19 protein-coding genes and 1 pseudogene are annotated in these 26079 nt (G+C 41.3%); 8 read left to right on the forward strand and 12 right to left on the reverse strand.

Annotated features, from left to right (window positions below; genetic code table 11):
• Positions 1–1164, reverse strand: a complete 1164-nt coding sequence (locus AC5ELV_RS13115; RefSeq protein WP_493430558.1) for an ABC-three component system protein — start codon at positions 1162–1164, stop codon at positions 1–3.
• Positions 1165–2461: 1297 nt separating this feature from the next.
• A complete protein-coding gene (locus AC5ELV_RS13120; protein WP_025718181.1) occupies positions 2462–3136 on the reverse strand; it encodes a restriction endonuclease in 675 nt (224 codons plus the stop codon).
• Positions 3137–3627: 491 nt separating this feature from the next.
• On the opposite strand from AC5ELV_RS13120, the gene AC5ELV_RS13125 reads away from it, so the two are divergent.
• Entirely contained in the window at positions 3628–4353 is a 726-nt protein-coding gene (locus tag AC5ELV_RS13125) for a hypothetical protein (protein ID WP_025718183.1), read from the forward strand.
• 646 nt (positions 4354–4999) lie between these two features.
• On the opposite strand, the gene AC5ELV_RS13130 is transcribed toward AC5ELV_RS13125, so the two are convergent.
• Positions 5000–5551, reverse strand: coding sequence for a GNAT family N-acetyltransferase (locus tag AC5ELV_RS13130; protein WP_493430559.1), 552 nt, complete (start codon positions 5549–5551; stop codon positions 5000–5002).
• 403 nt (positions 5552–5954) lie between these two features.
• Here AC5ELV_RS13130 and AC5ELV_RS13135 point away from each other — a divergent pair, with 403 nt between their 5' ends.
• From AC5ELV_RS13135 to AC5ELV_RS13150, 4 genes are all read left to right on the forward strand, one after another.
• Complete coding sequence (locus AC5ELV_RS13135) at positions 5955–9056, forward strand: deaminase domain-containing protein (protein ID WP_493430560.1); 3102 nt, start codon at positions 5955–5957, stop codon at positions 9054–9056.
• 20 nt (positions 9057–9076) lie between these two features.
• A complete protein-coding gene (locus AC5ELV_RS13140; protein ID WP_493430561.1) occupies positions 9077–9772 on the forward strand; it encodes an Imm3 family immunity protein in 696 nt (231 codons plus the stop codon).
• Between the two features lie 356 nt (positions 9773–10128).
• The gene (locus AC5ELV_RS13145; protein WP_493430562.1) at positions 10129–10353 is read left to right on the forward strand and encodes a hypothetical protein; all 225 of its coding nucleotides are present in this window, start codon (positions 10129–10131) and stop codon (positions 10351–10353) included.
• Between the two features lie 172 nt (positions 10354–10525).
• Positions 10526–10885, forward strand: coding sequence for a putative zinc-binding protein (locus AC5ELV_RS13150; protein WP_013311396.1), 360 nt, complete (start codon positions 10526–10528; stop codon positions 10883–10885).
• 233 nt (positions 10886–11118) lie between these two features.
• Here AC5ELV_RS13150 and AC5ELV_RS13155 read toward each other — a convergent pair whose 3' ends face one another.
• The 3 genes from AC5ELV_RS13155 to AC5ELV_RS13165 all read right to left on the reverse strand — a co-directional run bounded on the left by AC5ELV_RS13155 (position 11119) and on the right by AC5ELV_RS13165 (position 13393).
• Positions 11119–11643: a VOC family protein gene (locus AC5ELV_RS13155; RefSeq protein ID WP_493430563.1), complete on the reverse strand. Its 525-nt coding sequence runs from the start codon at positions 11641–11643 to the stop codon at positions 11119–11121.
• Between the two features lie 51 nt (positions 11644–11694).
• On the reverse strand, positions 11695–12321 hold the full coding sequence (locus AC5ELV_RS13160; protein ID WP_493430564.1) for a type 1 glutamine amidotransferase family protein: 627 nt from the start codon (positions 12319–12321) through the stop codon (positions 11695–11697).
• A 109-nt stretch (positions 12322–12430) separates the two neighbouring features.
• The gene (locus AC5ELV_RS13165) at positions 12431–13393 is read right to left on the reverse strand and encodes a helix-turn-helix transcriptional regulator (protein WP_493430565.1); all 963 of its coding nucleotides are present in this window, start codon (positions 13391–13393) and stop codon (positions 12431–12433) included.
• A gap of 377 nt (positions 13394–13770) precedes the next feature.
• On the opposite strand from AC5ELV_RS13165, the pseudogene AC5ELV_RS13170 reads away from it, so the two are divergent.
• The 3 genes and pseudogenes from AC5ELV_RS13170 to AC5ELV_RS13180 all read left to right on the forward strand — a co-directional run bounded on the left by AC5ELV_RS13170 (position 13771) and on the right by AC5ELV_RS13180 (position 18340).
• Positions 13771–16927, forward strand: a pseudogene (locus AC5ELV_RS13170) (contractile injection system protein, VgrG/Pvc8 family).
• Positions 16914–17522: a hypothetical protein gene (locus AC5ELV_RS13175; RefSeq protein WP_493430566.1), complete on the forward strand. Its 609-nt coding sequence runs from the start codon at positions 16914–16916 to the stop codon at positions 17520–17522. The pseudogene AC5ELV_RS13170 and the gene AC5ELV_RS13175 overlap by 14 nt, the downstream one beginning before the upstream one ends.
• Positions 17523–17830: 308 nt before the next feature.
• The gene (locus AC5ELV_RS13180) at positions 17831–18340 is read left to right on the forward strand and encodes an ankyrin repeat domain-containing protein (protein WP_493430567.1); all 510 of its coding nucleotides are present in this window, start codon (positions 17831–17833) and stop codon (positions 18338–18340) included.
• A 350-nt stretch (positions 18341–18690) separates the two neighbouring features.
• Here the strand turns inward: AC5ELV_RS13180 and AC5ELV_RS13185 are convergent, their stop codons facing one another.
• The 6 genes from AC5ELV_RS13185 to AC5ELV_RS13210 form a co-directional block, all read right to left on the reverse strand.
• Complete coding sequence (locus tag AC5ELV_RS13185) at positions 18691–19572, reverse strand: carbohydrate ABC transporter permease (protein ID WP_493430568.1); 882 nt, start codon at positions 19570–19572, stop codon at positions 18691–18693.
• A gap of 55 nt (positions 19573–19627) precedes the next feature.
• Positions 19628–20509, reverse strand: coding sequence for a carbohydrate ABC transporter permease (locus AC5ELV_RS13190; RefSeq protein ID WP_149093773.1), 882 nt, complete (start codon positions 20507–20509; stop codon positions 19628–19630).
• Between the two features lie 26 nt (positions 20510–20535).
• Positions 20536–21879 carry an extracellular solute-binding protein gene (locus AC5ELV_RS13195; protein WP_493430569.1) on the reverse strand — a complete coding sequence of 448 codons (1344 nt, stop codon included), beginning with the start codon at positions 21877–21879 and terminating at the stop codon, positions 20536–20538.
• Positions 21880–22014: 135 nt separating this feature from the next.
• Positions 22015–22815, reverse strand: coding sequence for a response regulator (locus AC5ELV_RS13200; protein ID WP_493430570.1), 801 nt, complete (start codon positions 22813–22815; stop codon positions 22015–22017).
• A gap of 2 nt (positions 22816–22817) precedes the next feature.
• Positions 22818–24584, reverse strand: coding sequence for a cache domain-containing sensor histidine kinase (locus AC5ELV_RS13205; protein ID WP_493430571.1), 1767 nt, complete (start codon positions 24582–24584; stop codon positions 22818–22820).
• Positions 24585–24881: 297 nt separating this feature from the next.
• Positions 24882–25874 (reverse strand): Gfo/Idh/MocA family protein, encoded by a 993-nt coding sequence (locus AC5ELV_RS13210; RefSeq protein WP_493430572.1) that lies wholly within the window; start codon positions 25872–25874, stop codon positions 24882–24884.
• Positions 25875–26079: the final 205 nt, after the last annotated feature.

Raw genomic sequence — 26079 nt, forward strand, 5'->3', positions numbered from 1 at the left:
TTACTCGGTTCCCTTCGATAATTTTTTAAATTGTGGGTGCCAACCAATTTGTGGTTCGTGTTCATCCGTAAAGTGAGCTAGAGCATGAAAATTGCCACAAGTAATTGGCTTGGGCATAATTTCATTGTCAATATAAGTATCTTCTGACAAAGTTGCATCCAAACATTCTTGTCCCTGAAGATCTTCGCTAAAAGGTTGCCTTAATGCACGTCTATGTGCTATTTTCCACCTATCAGTTAAATCTTTCTCATACAATGATAATGTCGCCTCTGAAACTAAGCTGTTATCAGTCCATTTCATCCGAGTATCTTGTGCATGAGAATAGTGAATTATAGCTTCTCTAATAGTTTCTTCATCAAGATTAATCCAATCAAGTTGCTGTACAAAACCATGGAACTGAAAATCATTGAATTCAATATCGCTCGTAAAAGGTTCAATAATCGCAGACAACCGTGCAACTGTTACTCTTCTTATCAATGCTTGGAGTTCACGATCAAAGTCCTTACGTAATATTCGAGGTGGAAGATCATTCTCTACTGCCTGACGTATCCTACGTTTAATCCAACCATTAATTTGGTCAAATAAACTGATCTTAATGCCATCATCATAAAAACGAAGGGCTGGAATATCCTTAATATCTCCTCCAAACCTAGGACTCACCTTATCAAATACTGAAACTTTAATTATCAATGAACGTAGTAATTCGGGTACCATCTTACCTATAGACTGTCCAAAAGGGGATAAATCTTTCCTTAAAGTTGGAAGGATTTCGTATATTTCATCGCACACTAATTTAGAAGAATCCTCATCAGTAGCTTTATGTATCCTCTGAGCTAGGCAGTCATCATGAACACTTCCATTAGTAACAAGGTGGAATTCAGTATAATCTAATACTGAAGGGTCACTGTTTAATAACTCAGCCCATATATGTAGTGTTTTCCACAGAGCAACACTCCTATCAGATAAGGGCGATCCAGAGTTTACAGTAGATTTATCTTGCTCTCTTATTTCTTTCCCAGAATCAAGATGCACGCTCACATCATCTATATCTTCAATTCCAATTTCTATTACATCTATCCCAGCTTGAAACAATCTGTATGTGGCGCGATCAAACTGATATACATACCCTAGTGCTTGACCAGCGGCTGAATGGTCTTTAGTCATAATAACCCTCTTTTAATTTAGAATTATAAGATTTATACACTATAATACGACAATAATATCCAATTACTTTTTTACATTATTTTCGAGATCTATTGATGAGCTAAAAAAGATGTCTTCTTGTAAGCATCCCTTTCTACAAACGACTATAAGCCCAATTGACCTTTTCTTATCTCAAGCTCGTGTTTACGCTCTGCTAATACCTCATCAACTCTTAAATTCCTTTACCACAAGCGAGAAGCCCTTTTGTTACTTCCACTTTCTGGTTGAATTTATATCATATAATTTAAATGAACGTTTTACTCTGGATAAAAGACAAAGGCAGTATGCTCGGCTGTTGGCGTGAGTCCTATACTGCTCAATCGGCTTTATGTTAAAAGAGGATCGGGAACTTATTGTGGTAAATATTGTTTCAAGTTATCGTAAGTCATATTCGCACCTCCAGATTAAGGAATGAGCATAGATACAACGGGAACCTCAAATTCTTCACATACAGAAACACATTGCTCTTGAAGTTGTGGAGTTATTCTGAACATTAATCTAATTGCATCTCGTAGATGCCAAGGATGGCTCTCATAAGAAAATGTATTATATAAAGCTTGGACAACATCTTTGTCAAATCCATATTTTTCAAAATACTAAATAATTGCATTCTTCTTATGATAATTAGCCCATTCAAACAACCTTATAAAGGGTTCGTATTTAGCAAATGCATAATGTTTGAATAGCTCTATGAAGTTATTATCTGTTAATATTTCCAATTATTCTTCTAATAGATCTCTTGGTTCAACTATGGCCTGGCATTCAATAAGTCTTACTATAGATTCTTCAACTTGATCTGACAGTATTAGCTTTAGCCGTAAAAGCGCAATCACTACTCAAACCTCGGTAAGTTCTCCTGGAGCAAACCAAATAGAACGTATAAACTCAGGGTAGTCTTTAAAAAAAAGAGATGGCTCCTTTATTCGGTTTGTTATATCAAATACCACCTTGTCCCATTTGTCCTCCTTATCAACTAAATCAATTAATTCTTTTAAATCAGACTTATTAATTTCGTTCGGCAAATCATTACTAAGAATTCTATATTTTAAAGTAGTTTGAAAAAATAAATAAGAGAACAAGAGGCTTGCTTTATACGCCGATCCTTTATAACAGAATTGCTTCTTGAAGTAATTGTTCTGCTTCTATATGTACTTTTTGTGTTGTTAACCAATCCTTAATTTTCAAACGCATTATAATTTCCTCCAATGACTTTTATATTGTTTTGGTTGAATATTCTTCACTTTAAATATCGTAGTAATCATTTCCACCTTCTCAATTTATCATCTAGTGAAAGCCCATTAATCAATTTAATGTTCAACCTATCCGCCGCCTCTTTAGCAGCCTTTGTAAAATTACTCGTCGTCACAATCCAAGCATCATAACAACCGTGTACCTGCTTACCAGCCTTGAGCCGGAGTACTATATCATTCCCGACATCACGCTTCCAGCGTTTGCACTGAACGGCGATTTTATAACCCTCTTTACCTTTGAGAATCAAATCGACTTCATGATCACCTGACCCGCCAATTCGCTGTACTGAGTAACCTTGATCTGTATAATAAAGCTCCATTAATCGTTCAAAATCTGTTCCTGATAGTGTATCTACATCAGCTTGGAGAATCTGTACATCGGTCAGTTTTTTACTCGTTGTTTTTGTTCTTGCCTTACGTACTCCATTGTTCGTGCTAGCAGCTCTACCCCTACCTGTTTTTTTCGTACCAGCTCTCTGTTTACCTTTCTTTTTCTGTCGCCGCTTTCGTGTCCACATCAATCCCAAGATTTCTCCAAGAATCACAGAGCCAAGTAAGATACCAAAAAGGTATCCCCAATGTAGACCAGGTATTTTAAAATAAATAGTAAGTCCGACTATAATAAATAGCCCTCTCAATACGTAAGCAACTTGTCTGCCTTCTGCATAATACGTTCTTGCCAACCGTTTTTCACCTCATCGAAAAATCTCAACCAATATCAAAGAAAGACTATATACCCAAGTCTAAGGGAATACTCTAATCCATTTTCCTACTAAATATTGCATAATTCTTCTTTATTTCTTACACTATAGCATATTCATGGGGATATATGGAACAAAAAAAGTTTCTTGCATGATTCCAAGGACCTAATTTTGAATACAACCTATATATTCCAATCTTTTAGTTAAGTAACCGAAAAACATAAAATTATATATAAAATTACCATAAACAAAGAATCAGAAATTGGTTGTTTTCGTTATTTCCTTTGGTTTTCTATATATCCAACACATTCAAAAGTAATAATAAATATTGGCAATCAGACGTAGTGTGCCCACAAACATATAGGAGAGGTTTGTAATATAGACATGAAAACCTAATTATCTCCAATAAGTAATATTTAGTATTTTTTATTTACAAACCGATAATGTATATAAAAAAATAAAGGAGATTTTTTATGAAAACCAGATTAGATTCCCACTTCTTGTTAAGAAAGATTATTTATAATACTTGTTTCGAAGAACTTTCACTAAGAAAGGTTTTAATGGATAAAAAATCAAAATTACTCAAAAATGTTGCCACTGTAGCGATAATATTTGCAGCTATTTTTGAAATTTTATTTTTTGTCATTTACTCAACAGATTTGAAATCTTATTCATTTTGGCTCTTATTAGGAGCTCTATCTACTTTGATCATACATATCATTTCAATGATTTTGTCTGTCAGAGCTTCACGTAACTACATTAAAACTGAGTATCCTTATTATATAAAACATATGGAGCACAAAATATTAAGCTATGAAATTTCAGTTCTCAAAGCAATAAGAATTAACAAACTCTCTAATCTAATTTATAAAAAAAAATTAAATAAAAACATATTAGATACTTATATAAGTTATTTCGATGAAAAAAGCGAATCTATCAAATCTAAAAACTGGTTACCGATATCTTTCTTTGCAGTTTTTAGTTTACCTATTTGGAATGCTTATATTAATAAGATTATCCCAAGTATTATTAATCAAAAAGATTGGGTTCTCACCATTATATTTCTGGTAGCCTTACTATTATTCGTAGTTCTGATTTTTGCATTAAGAACAATATTAACATCTATTCTTTTTAAAAAAGCCGAGAATTATCGTCAACTGAATGAGTTACTAAAAATAATTAAGGAATCTATAGATTAGATTAAATTGTATTTCCCATACACTACCCATAGTTGTGTAAAAAGGTAATCCTGAAAAAAGGAATCGCTGTGCATTGAAAAGATCTACTCTACTTCAGATCCAGCCAAAAAATGTAGCTCATCCAAAGTAAAAACGTATAGCATCGTAAACTGTATAAAATAAAATGGCTTCCTTCTAACAAATCGTCAACACAAAGCAACGTACTATGGGAGAAGAAACACTCATGCCCTAGAAAATGGTTAACAACTATGGGGAGACTCAACTAATGCTATTGAGTTGGAAAAAGAGGAAGGGTTCCCCTATGATGCAATACTTGTTTTAGGGAGAAAACATACATCATAGTACAATGACAGCCAACAACAAAGAGAGGGTTCCCCCCTCTTTACTATTTACACCGATACATCTCTAATAATCTTCTACACTAACAAAACAACACTGTCGATTACACATGCCTCATGTATGTAAATAAAATATGTCTTCGCACTCAACCCTAAAGTTCTTTTTTGAATGCAGGAACATATTCAAGTTGCTCTTAAACTCTCGTATATCAATGTTTCTCATCTCGATATATTACTACCACGCACTCCACATGTGTCGAGGCAATGTAAGGATATAGTTGGAATTAATTGCTCCATTCAAAAATAGTTTAATTGCCTTCTATTTTTACCTGCTCTCTTCTTAGCAAAGAATAATGATATTGATCACATATAGAACCATCACTAAACCAATAATGCTCTCGATAAGTCCCCTCCAGCTTAAAATGGAATTTTTCTAATAATTTTATGGATGCTTGATTACATGCCGCAACCGTTCCATAAATTTTATTCAACTCCAAATCCTTACGTTCAAAAATAGTGCTTATAAATAACTCAAGTAATACATTTGCATGTCCTTGTTTTCTATGTTTTAAAGGCAAGTAATATCCGATCTCGGCACTTTTATTTCGAGAATTATAGTCAAAAAGCTGTATCTTGCCTACCCGTTTATTATTGTTACTTTTATCAACTAAGATATATATTAATAGCCCATTCGCAAGTCTCTTCAGTACATTCACTTTATAATTGTTATATGGAGGTAGTTCGTTTATGGGTCGGCAAATATATTGCTCTTTTTCGGTTTCAGTAAGACTCCAATCATATAAGTCTGGTAAGTAATCTTCAATATTCCCACTATTTAAAGGTACAAGAACCCATATCATTCTATCACTCCATTATTAAAATTAGATCGATTTTGGTTTAAGTATCTGATTTGGCAACACGAAAAGCATCGTAATGGCAAACCATGTGGCGTATCACCTTATTTCCATATTAGCGCATGTTACACTTCCCTCCCGTATCACCTGCTTCCAAAAATAAACATAGTAAATCCCCCAATCAATGGGTCATTCTGTAAACTAAATCTCTCTTTTAACCGATAAATACATATGCTGGGTTGTTTATTAAATATCACCTCTCGTCCCTTTATAGCGTACAAACCTTGTAATACATATCTATTTTGACTCACTGTTGTACTCATCTGCGGCTTCAATTCAGAAGCAAATGCAAGATGACGTGCTTCACTTGGAAATACCCATCGCATCTAGAAAGGAGTTATGAACTCACTTGAGCGTATTATCAGATGGGATCGGATATGAAAGCCTACGCTTTTATGGTCCCTTTCAGCCACAACATATTGAACAACTTCAAATAACACGTATCATTAACGATCATGCCTATTTACATATCAGTGGATTGCTCTCCGAAGAACAAGGAGCGGCCTGCATCGGACAGGATATGGAGCAAGAGCCAATTGTGATTCGTCAGTTGGATGATCAGGGACACTCGCTGAGAAGATTGTTCCATGGGATTGTCACGTGTATGTCCGTACATTGTGTGCGAGGCGTGTATACATTTGAACTGGAGGCCGCTTCCCATTCATACCAGATGGATATTAAGCGTAAAAGACGCTCCTATCAAGATATTCACCGTACTTATGATGATCTGGTCACTGCGCTGGTTCGAAAATATCAGTACGGAGATGCCATTGATACAGTAAGCAACCATGCCAAACTGGAGACATTTGTTTTACAATATGAGGAGACCGATTGGGCGTTTTTAAAACGTCTTGCTTCTCGCTTTGGTTCCGTACTTGTGCCAGAGGTAACCGCAGCCTCGCCCAAGGTTTTCTTCGGGATGCCTGAAGGCAAGCAACATAAGGTGGAGCGGGATGTATTTTATCGAGTTCGGAAAACGTTTCATGAGTTGGATGCGGAAAAACCAGGCGAACGTGCTGGCTCGTATGTCACCTACATGATTGAAAGCCTGCAATTTTATGCACTAGGCGACCTCATCACGTTACCTATTGGACAAGGCAAAGAGCTGGTCGTGGTTCGAGCCGTGACAACCTTAGCAGATGGCCTACTGCGTACCCGTTACGATCTTCAAGCCGAACAAGATATCCGCTATGCCCGGTATGAAAACAATCAGGCCACCGGAATTTCGCTGACAGGAACAGTGCTCAAGGTACAGCAGGATTTTGTACAGCTTCAACTAGAGATTGATCCGAAGCAATATCCTGCCAAAGCTTGCTGGTTTCCGGTGTCGACCCGTTATGTCGCCGAAGAACATAGTGGCTGGTACGATATGCCTGAAATCGGGGAACAAGTGGAATTGTATCTGCCTACCCACCGCGAACAGGATGCCTATGTAACGGATTCGCTCCGACAACAACGCCACGCAAATGGAAGGCCGAATGTTAAGGTATGGCAACATATCCAAGGTAGCGGCGTAGAAATGTCTGAACATGAACTGACCCTATCCACTTCCGGTGAATTTTCCATTACACTGCATGAAAGTAGCGGCATTACCATCGACAGCCCGGGGAATGTGCAGATTCAGGGTGGTCATGTGAAGCTGGGTGCAGGCGAGGAACTATCACTCGAAGCTGGCACGGCGCTATACTTAAAAGGTGGAGCCAGCAGCATGGTGCTGGATGGTGAGACGGATACCAAAGCTCCGGTGATTTATCAGGAAGGTACGGTGAAAGCTCCTGTTTTCGTAGCCGACCTCCCTCCTGTACCTGAGCCACCATTGATGAGCATCAAAGCATTTGAAGCAGCTCAATCAGCAGCCAAGGATTCATCTAGCAGCCATGCCTCTACCCCTAAAGCAAAAGTCACCAGTCCAGCAAAGCTTCAACAGGCGAATGCCATGATGGGGACAGTATCCAAGCTATTAGGCTCCATTCCAGTGATGGGAAAAGTGGCTGGCGTTGTTGCAGGAGCGCTAAGTGGACCTGCAGGAGGTGTGATTCTGAGAGCAACCGCAGCGATCCCTGTTCGGAGCAAAGGAACCCCTACCGTTGGAGGCAGTAGCAAGGGGAGCGAAGTTCACCCAATAAAATACTTGGCTGGTTTGGCCATGCATGGGTTGATTAGTATACACGAGCATGAGAAAGCTAAACAAGCCTATTATAGCAAATGGATTCTTGGGAAAGTGTTTACGAGCGCACGTCATATAGCGCATTCCGGCGGCACATTGGAACTAGTACAGAACCTGCTTAAAGAATCGAATGCCATGGTTCATGCGTATCAGCAAGTTCCGGAAGAAGTAAGAAAACGCTGGAGAGCCAATTACGACAGCCGCATGGCACAGCAGCAGCCTAAACAACAAGTTGAGAAGCCTAAGACTTGGTGGGATCGTTACCTGGAATATACGGGTAGTAGTGCGATGATAAAAAGTCAAATAGCCATGGAGCAGGCACATGCATCTGAAAAAACAGCAAACAGCCTAGTTGAATTATACAAAGGCATAGAGCAGGCTAATAACGTAAGGTATCAAAATGCAGGAAACTCCATTGGTGAATTTTTAGATTATTGGTCATTTGGTATACCTAAAGGATTGTATCAAGCCTACATGGAGCGCGCACGTAATCAAGGTAACTCTGGTAGTGACGCTATCAATTTTGCTACATTTGGAATAACAGAGGCTATACGTGGAGCTGTGACACCTGAAGATCCTTTGTCACCAGACCATTTGTCCAATATCATTAGTGTAGCAGGGTTCCTTGAGGGAGTCGGTTCATTTCTCAAGCCGAAAACTATACTAAATTCACCAGTCAAAGAACCTGTTCATCCAGGTCCTAAAATCATAAATGAAAAAACAGAGTCACCCCACCCTTCAAATTCAAAACCTAATAAAGCTGAGAAGCCAGGCGAGGCTGCTCAGGGAACGGTAAACAGATTTCCAACCAGTCGAATCGATTCTGTAATGGATCAACATGTTATTGATGAGGTTGCGAAGGCCAGAGGTCGATTGTCCAACAAATACAAAGAAACAGGTAATTTCGCTTATGCAGAAGTGAAGGTCTCAGGAGTTGAGAAGCAAGACTTTTATGCCCATAGTAAAATTCATAGCTCTGCTAAAAAGATTCCTGGAACTGAAGAGTTCTCTTTCAAACCCGACAATCCAAAATTCAAGGCAACCGAAGCTCCAGATGCAGAAGGAAATATATATATGAGAGATGGGGATACAGAATATAAAATTTTAAATGATGTAGCAGATCAATTAGGTGATAATCACAATGCATCAGGAAATATCAAACTCTTCACTGAAAAAGATACATGTGGAAGCTGTAACGAAATCATCCAACAATTTGACAAAGAATATCCTAACGTTAGAATTGAGGTTATCCATAATGGTGGCGTGACTATTAACCCTAAATAATTGAATAAGGTGGTTAAAAAATGGCTTGGAGTTATGATGAGTTAATTGATAGTATCCTTGAGAATTACCAAGATTATAAAAATGAAGAAATGATGAGTAGTAAAGAAGCAATTGCAAGAACATTCTATGATTTTGAAGGATTGATGAATAGAAGTGAAACAGACAAAGCTTTAATTAATGTCGTTTACGGGGAAATATTATTAACTCTTCCAAGAGTTTTGTATACCGTTAAAAACAATTTAAGCAAAAGATTGTCTGAACTAGATTTTAATTTAATTGAGCAAGAACAAAAATTAACCTCTGAGCAATACAGTGACTTATTTAATCGTAAGAATTTTGTATTACACGAGTTGGAAAATAAGATATTAGACTATTATCCGAGAGTATGTTGGTATTACGATGAATTGACAAATGAAGTTAATGTTTTCTTTAAACAAGTTAACGAAGAAAATGTCTTGGCGGATGAAGTTATTTCTAGTGTATTTCAGCGATTTGAACGTGATTGTAAAAATACATTAAGTGAAAAAATAATTGTGTACACAACACTTGCTGAAAACATATTAGACCAAGGACTATCAAAGATCGATGGGCTACAGCTAATTAAACAAGAATTACAGCAGTTTAACATATCAGACATTTTTGAAGAACAATTGTTAGAAAAAGAAAGACTGGAATTAGAAAAGAGAATTAAAAACGTATTAAGACAATTTTCCTAATAATAGTAATCAATGTTTTATAACTCTACTGTTAAGCTACTACAAAATTACCCATAAACTAAACGAAATTTTCCAAAGCTTATTCCAACTTGAATCTATAAGTAGGGATGAGCTTTTTCCTATACCAAAGCAAAGATTCACCCTCTCTATCAGAGTTAACAAACACACTCAAACCACAGGAGGGGAAATCAAATTGGCCAGATTGGTTTAAGGAAGCACTACGCCAGCGAACAACAAGATTCATGTTCATCAATAGATGAATCTATTCACCAAAATGAATCTATTCAAACCTATTGATCGCATTATCCTAAAGATTGTTTAGGTTTACATTTTAAAAGCAAGTGGGTACTTCCACAATGCTGCCCCATGCGGAATTTTGGGCAGAGAGAATCCATCGGACACTTTTAAATTCAAAAGAATTAGTAATTTCTTACGGTAAAGCTTTGGAGAAACTAGAAAATTCAACTAAACAGACAATTAAAGAAATTTTAATGTTGATTAAGGATGACCATCCAGATTTATATTTAGATAAGGCTAATTCTCTATTAGAAAAATTAAGTTACAAAGAGGGATCGAGCTGATTTGCACAAACACAGTTAACCCTTTGTTAGATTTTAAAAGCATATTGTGGTGATCATGATCACGGTTTAGACTGTAAATTTAAGTTAAAATACAAACAATTTTAATTTTATTTCATCTAAAACCAAAGATACCGTGATGGATCACAAAGAAAAAACAAGGAAGTGTACAAAGATGAAAAGAACTGATTTACCTCTTGTCTATTCATGTTCTGGATGTTCCTCCGCAGCACAAACCGCTAATATGATCGCTATACAAATGGATCGAGAAAAAGTCGCTGAAATGTCCTGCATTGCTGGTGTTGGTGGTGATGTCAAACCACTTGTCAGAACAGCAAAATCGGGACGTGACATTATTGCAATTGACGGCTGTCCCTTGTCCTGTTGCAAGAGTTGCTTAGCAAGGCATGAAGTTCAACCCAAACACCATTTCCTGCTGTCTGACTTTGACGTACCCAAGATAATAGGAGAAGATCCTAACCCCGATCATTATAGGAATGCTTACACACAAATCTTAGAACAAATTGGACAATAATTCTTAATCAAAATTAAGGTGTGGTATCAAAAGATAGCTCACCTTTATTTTAACCCCTTCAAGGTGCTGGAACAGCATACAGTAAAAGTATAGCTGGCTCTTATTATGTAACAATATCGTAAATTAGTTTTTACTGGTGGCTCCTAACACTTCTTTAAGGGCCACCAGAATTTCTATTACATCATTTCAGCAAACTGTCACTTTTAATAATTTCACCAAAAAAATGATTGCATTTATTCTCCACTAAAGCTTTTAGCCCATTCAGCAACCCTACGACTACTTTCTTCTTCTGACAAATCTTCGATCCTGGTCATAATAGACCATCTTACTCCACAAGGATCCAGTATACTTCCGAATCGATCACCTGAAACAAAGTTTGTAACTGGTTCCCTTACTTTCGCTCCTCTTGTTACCGCATTTTCAATGACCTGATCCACATTCATGACGTAAATTCCGAAAGAATAACACGCATTATCTCCATCTGGCGGTAAGACCAATTGATATGTTGGATTCGCTGCTCCCAGCTGCAAAAAACCATTTCCAAAATCTAATTCAGCATGAACAATGATTTTATTGCCCTTCTCATCAGGAAATTCAGTAATATCCTTAACCCTTGCATTGAAAACCGTTGTATAGAACTCTATTGCTTCCGAAGGATTCTTCACTGTAATAAAAGGGGTAATAGATGTAAAGCCGTTGGGCACCCCCTTCTTTGTATATTTACCTGATACTCCCACATATTCTCTGCTTTCAGTCATTTTAACTCCTCCTTTAAATGATCTTAACAGTTCAATTTAATGCTCCATACCTTATTGGATTGAATTCATCAGCTCATAGAAATATTTGGGTTCATGAGTCTTATTTAGACTATACCAGGCTTCTAATGTTTTAGAAGAAAACACACCCAGAGCTTTCAAAACGTGTACGGAGAATTCCAACGGAGCCGTTCCAGATGCAGTGATCAGTTTTCCATCCGTTACAGCAGACTTCATTTTGTAATAATTTTCGCCCGTGTAGGTGGGACAGGTCATTTTGAGGTATTCCAGATCATTGCTTGTATGCCAACGTGAATTCAACAATCCTGCCTGGGCAAGTCCCATGGTAGCACCACAAATCGCAGCAACCCATATCCCTTCCTCTAAACACCTCTCAACGATTTTTAAAATCGGTTGGTGAATGGTTTCTGTCCATGTATTTCCACCGGGTAAAATCAATGCATCCGTGCTTTCAATTTTGCACTCATCCAGTTTGATGTCAGGCAGGATTTTCAATCCGCCCATGGTAGTGACAGGAGTCTTTTCCATTCCCACGGTAACTATTTTGGATGGGGCCAGCCCCTTTTTATAATATCTTCCCGAGTTCAGTTCGGCAGTTAAGTAACCGATCTCCCAGTCTGCCATGGTGTCAAATACATACAGATATACCGTACTATTCATTCACAGGTTCTCCTTATTTTATAATTTATCAAGTGATACCAGCCCTCGGTAATCCATGATTATCCTCATTATAAAAGAGCTTCACTGACATCTGCTGTCAGTGAAGCTATTAACGTTGATAATAATCCATTAACTCCGACGCAACAGCAACAAGCTTTTTCTTCAAACTCTGTGGTTCGATTACTTGAATGGACTTCCCGTAGGGTAGGAGTAAATAAGGGACATATGTATGAAGTGATTTTTCCTCAAGCAAAAAGATGGCTTGATTGGAGGTCCGCTCTTTCAGATGATGCCCCAAAAACCAATGCAGACATAAGTCATCCAATGCCTCTGACCTGCCTCCGATCATTAAAGAAATTAAACCGTCCTTGCCCACTAAATTAGGTAACAGATTTTGCATAAAAAATTCACGAGCTGAAAAAGCCTCAGGACGCTTAAATAGGATTGGAGTACGCTTGATTTGTAGAATCCGATCTGCCCGAAAGCTACGGATCTCATTCCTTAGGTGACAAAATGCAATAGTATACCATTTGCTGTTCCAGTAAACCATTCCATAGGGGTCTATCACCCTATTCTTGGATTGTTCTTCATGACTTGTGCGATAATCCATTTCTACAGAGAATTCGTTGGCTACAGCCTGCTCCAATTCTGCCAATATCGGCTGAAGAGAAGGATCTCCCATGCGATTTATCACTTCAAATCCGGCTAAATGACGGCTAAGTATACTTTCCTGCTCTTGATTCGAATACATCTTCAATTTTGACGTCGCATTGCTTAATGCCTCACTCAAAGGGTATCCAGCTTCTTTTGCAAAAACAGCAGCATGAAGGAGTGCCTTTTTTTCCTCCATATCAAATAGTAGAGGCGCTCTAATAAAATTATTCAGCAAGCTATACCCGCCATTATGACCAGAGTCGGATATTATCGGCACTCCACTGGCACACAGTGCATCAATATACCGATAAACTGTCCTTATATTTATTTCTAACTTTTCGGATATTTGTTTTGCAGTCATTTTTACACCCGAATTCAGCATCCATAGAATGGCCAGCATATTATCGTTTTTTGGCATAACATGAACCCTCATCTCTCATTAAAGTTCAATCTTTTATAAATATCTTTTTATACTCCCTCTTACCACCTATTATATGCTTTTTTCCACCTTATACTTCCCTCTCATATCTTCTAATTCCAGATTTACACATAGTAAATACCACAACGATTGGGTCATTCTGTAAACTAAATCTCTCTTTTAACCGATAAATACATATGCTGGGTTGTTTATTAAATATCACCTCTCGTCCCTTTATAGCGTACAAACCTTGTAATACATATCTATTTTGACTCACTGTTGCACCCATCTGCTGCTTCTATAATCAGAAGCAATTGCAAAATGACGTGCTTCAATTGGAAATATCCATCGCATCTAGAAAGGAGTCATGAACTCACTTGAGCGTATTATCAGATGGGATCGGATATGAAAGCCTACGCTTTTATGGTCCCTTTCAGCTACTACATATCGAACAACTTCAAATAACACGTGTCATTAACAATCATGCCTATTTACATATCAGTGGCATGCTCTCCGAAGAACAGGGAGCTGCATGCATCGGACAGGATATGGAGCAAGAGCCGATTGTGATTCGTCAGTTGGATGATCAGGGACAATCGCTGAGAAGGTTGTTCCATGGGATTGTTACACGTATGTCCGTACACTGCGTGCGAGGCGTGTATACGTTTGAACTAGAGGCCGCTTCCCATTCGTACCAGATGGATATTAAGCGTAAAAGGCGCTCCTATCAAGATATTCACCGTACTTATGATGATCTGGTCACTGCGCTGGTTCGAAAATATCAGTACGGAGATGCCATTGATACGGTAAGCAACCATGCCAAACTGGAGACATTTGTTTTACAATATGAGGAGACGGATTGGGCATTTTTAAAACGTCTCGCTTCTCGCTTTGGCTCCGTACTTGTGCCAGAGGTAACCGCAGCCTCACCTAAGGTTTTCTTCGGGATGCCAGAAGGCAAGCAGCATAAAGTGGAACGAGATGTATTTTATCGAGTACGTAAAACGTTCCATGAGCTGGATGCGGAAAAGCCAGGCGAACGTGCTGGCTCGTATGTCACCTATATGATCGAAAGCCTGCAATACTATGCGCTGGGCGACCTCATCACGTTACCCATTGGACAAGGTAAAGAACTGGTCGTGGTTCGGGCAGTAACCACACTAACGGATGGCTTACTGCGTACCCGTTACGATCTTCAAGTCGAACAGGATATCCGCTATGCCCGGTATGAAAACGATCAGGCCACCGGGATTTCACTGACAGGAACGGTGCTGAAGGTACAGGAGGATTTTGTACAGCTTCAACTGGACATCGACCCCAAGCAAGATCCTGCCAAAGCCTGCTGGTTTCCAGTAGCCACCCGTTATGTCGCCGAAGAACACATTGGCTGGTACGATATGCCTGAGATCGGGGAACGGGTGGAATTATATCTGCCTACCCACCGCGAACAAGATGCCTATGTAACAGATTCACTGCGACAACAACGCCACACCAATGGTCAGCCGAATGTGAAGGTATAGCAACATGTGCAAGGTATAGCAACATGTGCAAGGTAGCGGCGTAGAAATGTCTGAGCATGATCTGACCCTATCCACCTCCGGTGAATTTTCCATTACACTGCATGAAAGTAGCGGCATTACGATTGACAGTCCCGGGAATGTGCAGATTCAGGGTGGTCACGTGAAGCTCGATGCAGGCGAGAAACTTTCGCTCGAAGCTGGAACGGCGCTGTATCTAAAAGGCGGAGCCAGCAGCATGGTACTGGATGGTGAGACGGATACCAAGGCTCCGGTGATTTATCAGGAAGGTACGGTGAAGGCACCTGTTTTCGTAGCCGACCTCCCTCCTGTACCTGAGCCACCATTGATGAGCATCAAAGCATATGAGGCGGCGCAAGCTCCATCAGCAGCTAAGACATCAAGCAGCACTCCTACCGCCAAAGTGACAAGTCCAGCTGCACTTCAACAGGCCAACTCTTTGTTGGGTACGGTGTCCAAGCTATTAGGCTCCATTCCAGTGATGGGAAAAGTGGCTGGCGTTGTTGCGGGAGCTTTAGGTGGGCCTGCGACGGGTGTCATTCTGAAAGCAACCGCTATGATCCCCGTTCGGAGCAAAGGAACCCCTACCGTTGGAGGTAGTAGCAAGGGGAGCGAAGTTCACCCATTAAAATACTTGGCTGGTTTGGCCATGCAAGGGTTAATTAGTCTACACGAGCATGAGAAAGCTAAACAAGCCTATTATAACAAGTGGATTCTAGGGAAAGTGTATACGAGTGCACGTCATATTGTGAATTCCGGTGGCACATTGGAACTAGTTCAAAACCTACTGAAGGAATCGAATGCCATGGTTCATGCGTATCAGCAGGTTCCGGAAGATGTAAGAAAACGCTGGAGAGACGATTACGACAGCCGCATGGCACAGCAGCAGCCTAAACAACAAGTTGAGAAGCCTAAGTCTTGGTGGAATCGTTATCTAGATCATACGGGTAGCAGTGCGATGATAAAAAGTCAAATAGCCATGGAGCAGTCACATGCTTCTCAAAAAACAGCAAACAGCCTAGCTGAATTATACAAAGGCATAGAGCAGGCTAATAGCGTAAGGTCTCAAAATCAATTAAACTCCATTGGTGAATTTTTAGATTATTGGTCATTTGGTATACCTAAAGGATTGTATCAAGCCTATATGGAGCGCGCACGTAATCAAGGTAACTCTGGTAGTGACGCAATCAATTTTGGTACATTTGGAATAACAGAAGCTATACGCGGAGCTTTGACACCTGAAGATCCTTTGTCACCAGACCATTTGTCCAATATCATTAGTGTAGCAGGGATGGTTGAGGGAGCCGGTTCATTTTTTAAGCCGAAAACCATACTAAATTCACCAGTTAAAGAACCTGTTCATCCAGGTCCTAAAATCATAAATGAAAAAACAGAGCCACCCCAACTTCCAAACCCCAATAAAGGGAAAGAGATTGAGGGGACGGGTGATGTTGTTAAGGCAGGTAGTGGGACTACATTTGAAGGTAAAACAGGACGGAACTATAGTCGATTTGCGATTAATGACCCATCACCACCAAATGTTAAGAACGCAGAGGATTACTTTAAGATGACGAGAGGGGGTCTTATATTCGATAAAAATGGTAACCCGATAAGTAAACTTATCACAGACTATCATCCAGGTAAGATTGATGTATCAAAATATAAAGCTTTGTCTAAAGATGGAGTGTATACACATAACCATCCTAATAATGGTGTGTTTAGTTGGCAGGATTTGGAGACAGCAAGAGGTTTTGATATGGCAGAAATAAGAGCTACATTACCGAATGGAACAACACTTAGTATAGAACGGGGAGCAAATGGCTGGAATTGGGATAATATAGATACACAAATAACTCTGAATAAAGCAAAACAGAATGTACTTACTAAACCAGAGTACGCAGAATTATTAAGGCAAAGAGATCAACCGGCGCTAGATATGGCATGGATGAAAGAATTTGCTGAATTGATGGGAGGTAGTTTTAATGTATACAAATAATAGTGAGGAAAGAAAGTTCCTATATGCTAAACCCTATTTCGCTGGAGTGATAGTAGACACAGATTCAAATGAATTTGACTGGTTTGGGAACGACGAGAGGGGTCAATTAGAGAGAATCATAAAGGAGAGTAACTTTGCTGACCTTATATGTGAATTGGTTCATATTTTCAAAGAAGGGCTGCCAAACTACTACGAGCTTTCTTCACTTTTTAGTATGAATTATGAAATAGTACAAGGATATTTGATATCTCGTTATGGATTAGAACCTGCTCGAAAAGAGAAAGAAGAGTTTGAAAGACGGTTTGGTAAAGGTAAAGCAGGTATGGATAATGGAGACAAAATTATTTGTAGAGTCGAAAACGTTGAACGTAAAGATCAAGATATATCTAAAATAGAAATGGATATTGACATTGAGTGCTTAAAAATCAATGACCTTTATTTATTTGTCAACGAAATACCAGATCTGAATGAACTGAAAACCAACATAGAGGTAAAGTTTAATGATATTGACATTGCTGTTGGTAATAAACTAATCGTCAAAGATAAAACTTATAGGATTATTATTTTAGAAGATGAAAATAAGATGACTGATTAGTAATTGGGCATTTTCAGGAATAGTAAATTGTCGGCCCAGGGTCTGTCAATAACTTTGTATAAATTACGCCACAATGCGAGCTAACCGCCCGTATTGTGGTCTTTTTTAGTCTGTGGACTGGCCGCCGCGGCTTCTTAAAAGCTCCTTACCCAGTGCCTGACAATATAATTTTTCTGCGTTGGAAAATGTCGTTAATAGCTTAAAGGCAGTTGATGCGGCAGGCGCAGATTTAGATGATATTATTGAAATTATATAATTCCCTGGAAACCGAGCTACTCTAGAAGAAAAAATTCAAAGGAGAAACTAAAATGTATAAAGTTCATAGTGCGAAAGACATTAGAGGTGCTATAAAAAGTGGCCAATTGGATAGGTTAAGAGATTTACTTGAGAAAGAACCAGAAATGTTAACATGGATGACACCCTTTGGTACATGGTTACATGTAGCAGCAGCTTATGGGCATTTAGAAATAATAGAATATCTTATTAATGCAGGAATAGATACTAATGCACAGGGTGGAACTTTTTCTACAAATGCCCTAGAAAGAGCAGCTACAAAAGGGCATTTAGATATTGCTGAATATCTCATTACCCAGAATGTCGAGATTGATACTAGTGAGCCAGATAGAAATCCTCTGTTCGCTGCAATATATGGTGGTCATTTTGAGATTGTCAAATTGTTAGTCGAGAATAATATAGATATATCTATAAAATACTCTGGTGACAACATGAAAGATATGGATGCTTATGCGTTTGCCATTGAAAGAGGACAAACAAAAATTGCTGAATATTTAAAGCAGAAGATGGATGAAAAAAAATAGAAAAAGAATTATTTAATGGTATACACTATCGAGATATTACAATAAAATTGGTCACAATGATTTTATAAGAGTATAATAAGACCTTGCTATCCCCCTATCAGAGTTACCAACCACATCATAACCTCTGATGGATTCACGTAATTGGTCGGCATCATAAATATCAACATGTTTGCTCATCATTTATTTACTGAAAAAGCTTAAAAATATGGAGTTTATACTTCATTAAGTATTTCCTTCAATTCATAACCAAACTCACACAAAAATGCACCCCCTAGCATTCATCGGACAAACCAAGAGGTTTGATCCAATGTCTACACTAGGGCGTGCTCTTCTAATCAGGCAAATTTTCTTTACCCCTTAACCGACCCGGCTGCGATCCCTTCCACAATCCGGTCACTCATGATGAGGAACACGAGCAAAATGGGCAAAATGCTGATCATCAGCGTAGCTCCGATCGCTCCCCAGTCGGTCGTATATTGTCCGATAAAGTTCTGAACGCCGACGGTCAGTGTTTTGTTTTCGTCCGAACTAATAAACGTATTGACGAAAATAAACTCATTCCAGTTATAGATCATGTTAATAATGGATGTCGTTGCCATGACGGGGGTTGTCATGGGCAGTACGATCCGGAAAAACATCCGGTTGACGGAGCAGCCGTCCATAACAGCCGCTTCTTCCACTTCGCGGGGCAAGGCGTAATAGAATCCCAGCAAGATCATCATCGTTGTCGGCAGATTAAAAGCAACATACGACAGGATGATAGAGAGTGAAGTGTCTGTTAAATGCAGTTTGAGGAACATACTGAACAACGGAATCAAGGTGGAATGGACTGGAATCATCAGTCCGACCATAAATAGACCGAGGACCAGCTGGCTTCCTTTCCACCGCATACGCGTAATGGCAAACGTTACAAAGCTGGCGAGCAGCACCGTCAACGCCACGGATATGACCGTAATCCACACACTATTGAAAAAGTACCGCCCGATATTGCCGCTGGTCCACACATTCATATAGTTCTCCCAATGCGGCTGGGACGGAAGTGCAAACGGCGGAAGGTTAAACACTTCCTGATTATTTTTAAGTGAGAACAACATCAGCCACACCAGCGGTAAAAGCTGCGTCACCGCCAAGATGATTAAAATGATATACAAAGCGGCATAACCGACCCGAGTTAACATTTTGTCGCGGGTAGCGACTCCAAGCGGATAGTTGGCGGCTGCCTGGGTTTTCATATCCGTTCCTCCCTCTTCCTGTCCTTTGTTACCCTCATCTATTTACATGACTGTATTATGAATACTGGATGGTGTCACTAGTAGCCGTAACCTTGCGGATCAGCCACGTAGCGATCAGACAGATGAGCAGCAAGGCAAAGGCTGTAGCGCTACCGTATCCAAAATCAAAGCTGCGGAATGCCTGGTGGTACATGTACGAAGCCATCACTTCACTGGCTCCATTCGGCCCACCATCCGTCATGACGTAGATGAGGTCAAAATATTTGAGCGAGCCGACAATGGACAATATGATCGTAACGTTAATCACCTCGCGCAGCAGAGGCAATTTGATACGAGTCGCAATCTGCCAGGCACTGGCGCCGTCGATCCGGGCAGCCTCCATCAGCGTTTCGGGAATGTTTTTCAGCCCGGCATAATAGATCAGGATATAAAAGCCTGCATATTGCCAAATAATCGGGATGAACAAGGCAACCAGCACCAAGGACGGATTAGCTAACCATTCAGGCGGATTGTGGACTCCGACCGACACCAGTAAGGAATTGAGCACTCCGTTCGTTGGATGGTATATTTTGAGCCACAGCTGTGCGATCGCTACAGAAGACAGCAGCATGGGAATCAGATAAATTTTTCGCAGCAGATTCGCTCCCTTGATTTTCCCTGACAAAATCATCGCAATGACCAGATAACCAATCAGACTGATGCCTGAAAACAAGGCCAACAGCAGCGAATGCCAGGCACTTTGCCAGAACGCTTTGTCTGTGAACAAATGTTGATAATTGTCCAGCCCCACAAAAGTCATAGGGCCGATTCCATTCCACTGATTCAGGCCGTAATAGCCGGTCAGAACGATGGGCACATATATTACGGCGAATAACAGCAGCAGAGAAGGCAATACATATAGAGCAATGACAAGCTTATTGGACATGACCTTTTCCACGGTTGGACCTCCTTAGGTGGTCAATTTCAATTTCCTTTCTCGATGGCAGCCTTATGCTGCTCGGCAAATTGTTGCGGTGTCACCGCTTTACCAAACAACGCCTGAATCATATTCAAATGTACCTGCGCTGCATTTGGCTTCATCTGTACATCGGCGAACAAGGTAATGCTGCTGGCTTGATTCAGTCCGTTCAGCAAATCGACATACAGCTTGGGCAAATTTTCTTTGGAGGTGTCCACTTTCGTCGCCGGAATAACGCCTGCCTGTGTGACCGATTGCTCTCCCCATTTGACTACGAAGTATTCAACGAACGCTTTGGCCTCTTCTTTCACCTTGGAATTTTCCGAAACGAACAAGCCTACTCCCGGACCTCCTACCCAACTGTTCTCGTTGCCCTTGCCGCCTGCAACCATCGGGAATTTAAAGAAGCCAATTTGATCTTTAAATGCTTGCGGGATTGCGGGATTGGTCGTAAAATTCGGCAATTCCCAAGTAGCCATCAAATACATCGCTGCCTTGTCGTTCATAAACTCAGATTTTCCCTCATCATTGGACAAGCCGTTAAACCCTTTGTTAAAGGCATTCATATCCACAAGTGTCTGGACTTCGGAGGCCGCCTGAATTAAACCAGGGTCATCGAACGATCCTGAGCCATCAATCGCTTTTTTCAGCGTTTCGTTACCTGCTATACGATCCGCCAAATACATATACCAGAGCGAGCCGGTCCAGCGGTCTTTATTGCCCAATGCAATCGGTGCAACTCCATGATCCGTAAGTGTTTTCACAACCTGCTTAAATTCGTCAAATGTCGTAGGGACCTTCAAGTTGTATTTTTGGAATATGGCTTTGTTGTAATAAATAGGTGTAATATTCAATTCAATCGGAAGCGCATACGTTTTGCCATTCAGCGCATAGGCTTCGGTCGTTCCCGGTACGAATTTATCCTTCAGCTTGGAACCATTCAACAGGTCATCCATCGGCGTAAATAATCCACCTTTAACGTAAGGCTCCATAAAACCCGCTGCCCAGGTGATGCCGATATCCGGCAATTCATTGGAAGCTGACAGCACTTTGAGTTTGTTTTTGTATTGTTCATTTTCCAGCACTTCCTGTTGAATGACGACATTCGGATGATCCTTTTGGTATTGATCTATAATCTGAGTCACAAGCTTGCTCTGCTGTGCCGAACTTCCCTCTGGCCACAGGTGCATCATTTTGAGTGTAACCTTTCCCCCTTCTCCACTAGAACCGCCTTGACCATCCTTGCCAACACCGCAACCGGATAGCACCAGCATGAATGACAGCAGCAGGGTCAACCCAGCAAACCATTTTTGATGTGAGCGCTTACGTAAACCATACTCGTTGGACATCGTTAGACCTCCGTTTGTTGTAGTTATATTTTTTGTAACCGTTATCATTTGTAAGTTTAGCACTCCATTCCTGCTTTCAACAGGGTACGCTCATTGGGTATAATTCCACTTTTATTGGGTTTGATCTGCCTACTATCAGTCGATATTCTCCGGCCCTGTACGCATCTGCTGCCTGTAGCGGCTGGGACTTACCCCCTCGGTCGCTTTGAAAACTTTAATAAAATATTTATCTGTTCGGTAGCCTGATCGTTCGCCGATTTGGGCAATCGTCAACTGGGTATGCAGCAGTAGTTCCTTGGCCCGTTGAATCCGCAGCCGATGCAGATATTCGCTGAAGGACAAACCACTTTGCTCCTTGAATAAAACACTAAAATAGCTCGCATTCAGGTGTGAATGCGCGGCAGTCTGCGCCATCGTAATGGATTCGTGAAGATGCTCCGCCATATAGGTAAAGGCACGTCGTACCGGATCACTAAGGGTAGCCGCTTGGAGATCGAGCTCTAGCAGAACAGGGTCAGCCAGCTTATCCAGCTTCTCGTACCGCTGCCGCTCCTCTTCCAGCCGAAGCGCTTCATTGACCGCATTCAGCAGCTCCTGCTTATCAATCGGCTTGAGCAAATAATTGACGGCTCCCAGACGAAGAGCCTGCTGGACATAATCAAACTCCGCATAACCCGAGATGACAATGATCGCTGGTCGTCGTGAATCCCGTTCCAGAGAGCGGATTAAATCCAGCCCACTGAATTCCGGCAACCGGACATCCGTAATCAACAGATGAACCGTCTCCGCACGCAGTATATTTAATGCTTCCAAACCATTACCGAATGTCACAATCCGGTATTTCCCGGCGGCCCATTGCTCCAATGTCTGGTGTACCCCCTGACGTGTTCGCTGTTCATCGTCTACAATGACAATGGTTTTGGATGAAACACTCATTCCTACCGCCCTCCATATTCATCAGGAATTTCAAAAGTGACCACAGTTCCTTCCTGCTCAGCACTATGTATCAGCACACCGTCCGTTGGATAAGATGCGCTGTCATAATAGAGAGCAAGCCTGCGCTGCACATTCACTAGTCCCATACCGGTTCCCTTGCTCTGGCAGGCTGCTCCCCCCATCGACGCTGTACGCACAGCTGCAAGTTCTTCCATTGTCATTCCAGGTCCGTTATCTATGACCGCGATCTTGGTCCAACCCGATCTGGTCGAAGGAGTGACACTGATTTCAACGCGGCCGTTGCCGATGCGATTTTCCACACCATGCAAAATGGCATTCTCTAGAATAGGCTGGATCAGCAGTTTAGGAAGCGGAATTCTGGCTGCCTCTGAAGGCATATGAATTTGCCAGCTCAGACGTTCACCAAGACGCATCTCCATCAGTTCCAGATAACGACGGATTTGCGCCATTTCTTCCCCGAGGGTCACCCAAGAGTCATGGTGAGCCGGTTCGATAACATAACGAAACAGCCGCGACATGGACACCATCAGCCCGGCAAGCTCCTCCTCTCCCTTCTCCTGTAGCGACCAGTTGAAAGCATCCAGCGTATTAAAAAGAAAATGCGGATTGATCTGCGCCTGCAGAGCTTTAAGCTCGGTCTGGCTTTGTAAAACCTCCTTCTCGCAAATAACACGGATCAATTCATTGATATCGACAATCATCGTGTTGTACTCTGCGTTCAATTCTCGCAGCTCGACGGCTGCTGCCGGTTCTGGATTCAGGGCCAATGCCCCTTCCCGTGAACGGCGCATCGCCTGAATCAAGTGACCTATCGGTCTTGTAATCAACGTAGACAACATAAAGGACATGAACAGGAATAGCACGGCACCAAGAGACGCGGAAATGATAAGCGTAGTCCGTAAAACCGTAATTCCGTCTGTGACGACGCTAACCGGAATCAGGATCAGCAGCGACCAGCCCGTCCGCTCCGACTGCTGAACCGCCTTCACATATTCCCGCTCTCCAATATGAACCGTCTGTGTCTTGCTATGCAGTACACCTGACAAATCTGTCTGGTTCATTGGTTCACCCGACAGCAGCTGGCCTTGACGATCTACAAGCAGCATGGTTTCATCCGCTTCTTCATTGACTGCTGACGCACCATTCAGTCCAAAATAGCTTCGCTCCATACGGGTAATCAGGTACCCTCCACGTGAGAACCAACGATCCACCAGACTCACCTGCCGAATTGCCAGCAGTGACCGAGGGTCCTCGGGATCAATACCTATCCAGACCAGTCTTCCTTTCATCTGATTCGCTTCACGAATGTCTGCCTGTCCGATACGTTCCTCCAGACTGCCCTCTCTAATCGGAAACAACATCTTCCCTTCGGCGGTATAGAGCTCCAGCGATCCCACACTCGGCATATAAGCCTGATAGCTATGCATCACTTGCAGTAGGGATTGACGCTGTCCGAAATTCACCTTGCCCCCGTTGCGCTCCTCCAGCAAAATATGCTGAACAGACGGGTGATTCGCGACCTGCTCTGTCAAGCTGTCCATCTGGCCGATTAATGCATCCAGCCTACCGCTTGCTTGTACCGCGGTCTGACCAATATGTCGCTCGGCACTGTCTTTTAACAAGTGAGACACATTGAGATAAATGAACGCCCCCGCCACACTCATCATAATGAGCATTACCAGTATAAATCCGATAAAAATCTGATTACGTAATGTGTTTAATGGCTGAAACCTTGACCTTGAACGCATATGCCTTCTCCCCCTGAACCATCGCAGAAAAGTTGATAATGATAACGCTTTCTATTTTTCCATTCTAGCGCATCGTTCCACTTTGTTGGCATATTTTTAATTGAGATTAATTAAAACGTACATCACTCTCCAAAATCATTACGATTGATAACAACACGTAATAACGATATATTAAAAAAAAATGACCCCCGACAAATGCAGGAGCCATCTACTGACCAGTTAAACTCGAAGCTTCTTTCAAATCACCCAAACTAAGGTACCGTCCAGGCTTCGAAGCTTGTATATAAAATAGGTATCCTATTGGAGCGCAGCCAAAATGCGGTCGCACAGCTCCATCGTTTTCACGTTGTCTCGTCCACTTGAATCAGGCGTACGTCCTTCTTGGCAGCAGTTCATGAAATGTGCGATTTCACCGACAAAACCGCGCAAGTACAAATCACGGTATCCGCCCGACATCGCGGAAGCTGATGGTGTCAGAACCGTATCATTTTCCGCAAGGGATTTCCAAGGAAGCTCTGTATGACTCTCCGACTTGTGAATGATCAGTGTATTCACCTCATCCGCGTTCGCAAAACCGTGATCAAAGGTAACCGTAATACCTTCACTCTCGCGTGTCCATGCTGTCATACCTACGAAGTATAAGCTGCCCACTACACCATTTTCAAATTTCAGGGCAATCGTATGGGAAATACACTCACCGTTATCGTTCGCAAATCCGGTAACCTGCACCACTTCTCCAAACAAATAACGTACCAGATCGACCATATGAACTGCCGCCAGCTTCATGAAATCTTCGCCGGTTTTACAAAACAGGGTACTGTCCACGAGAAATTTCGCCTGAAATGAGCGTGCGGCTCCAAGCGAGCCGCCCTCAATTAATTCTTTTAATTTTATGTATACAGGTGCGTAGCGCTTCATGAAGCCGACCATCAGCACGACACCTGCTGCTTCTGCCGCATCTGCAATTTGGGCCGCTTCCTCGGCATTCCAGCCCAGCGGCTTGTCTACAAAAACATGTTTTCCGGCCTTAATGCAGTCCAGTACAAGCGAAGGATGATCTGCCGCTTGTGCAATCACGACAACTCCATCACAGTCTTCCTGCTCCAGCATAGCCTTGTAATTGTCATAAGGTGTGCCACTGCTTCCAAACCGCTGAAGTGCTGTCTTCGATCTGCTTAGATCTCTAGTCGCAATCGCCTGAATTTCAGCACCTGCCCCAATAACAGCAGGATATATATTTGTTGAAGCGTGAAAGCCAGCCCCGATAAAACACAGCTTCGCCTTGCTCATGTTAGTCCCTCCCATGTACACACTAAAATAATTCGATCCCATCGTACCATATTGCCGAAGTATATATACAGTGGCATAAAGATAAAGGACATGATTCTTAAGGAGAACAAGCCAAAGAAGCCTTAACAAAGATAATCCCTTATCCTTGCTAAGGCTCTGTCTGTATCACCAGCAACAATCCTTAAAAATACATTCAATTACAGGG

This window comes from Paenibacillus sp. NMA1017 (genome assembly GCF_058895805.1).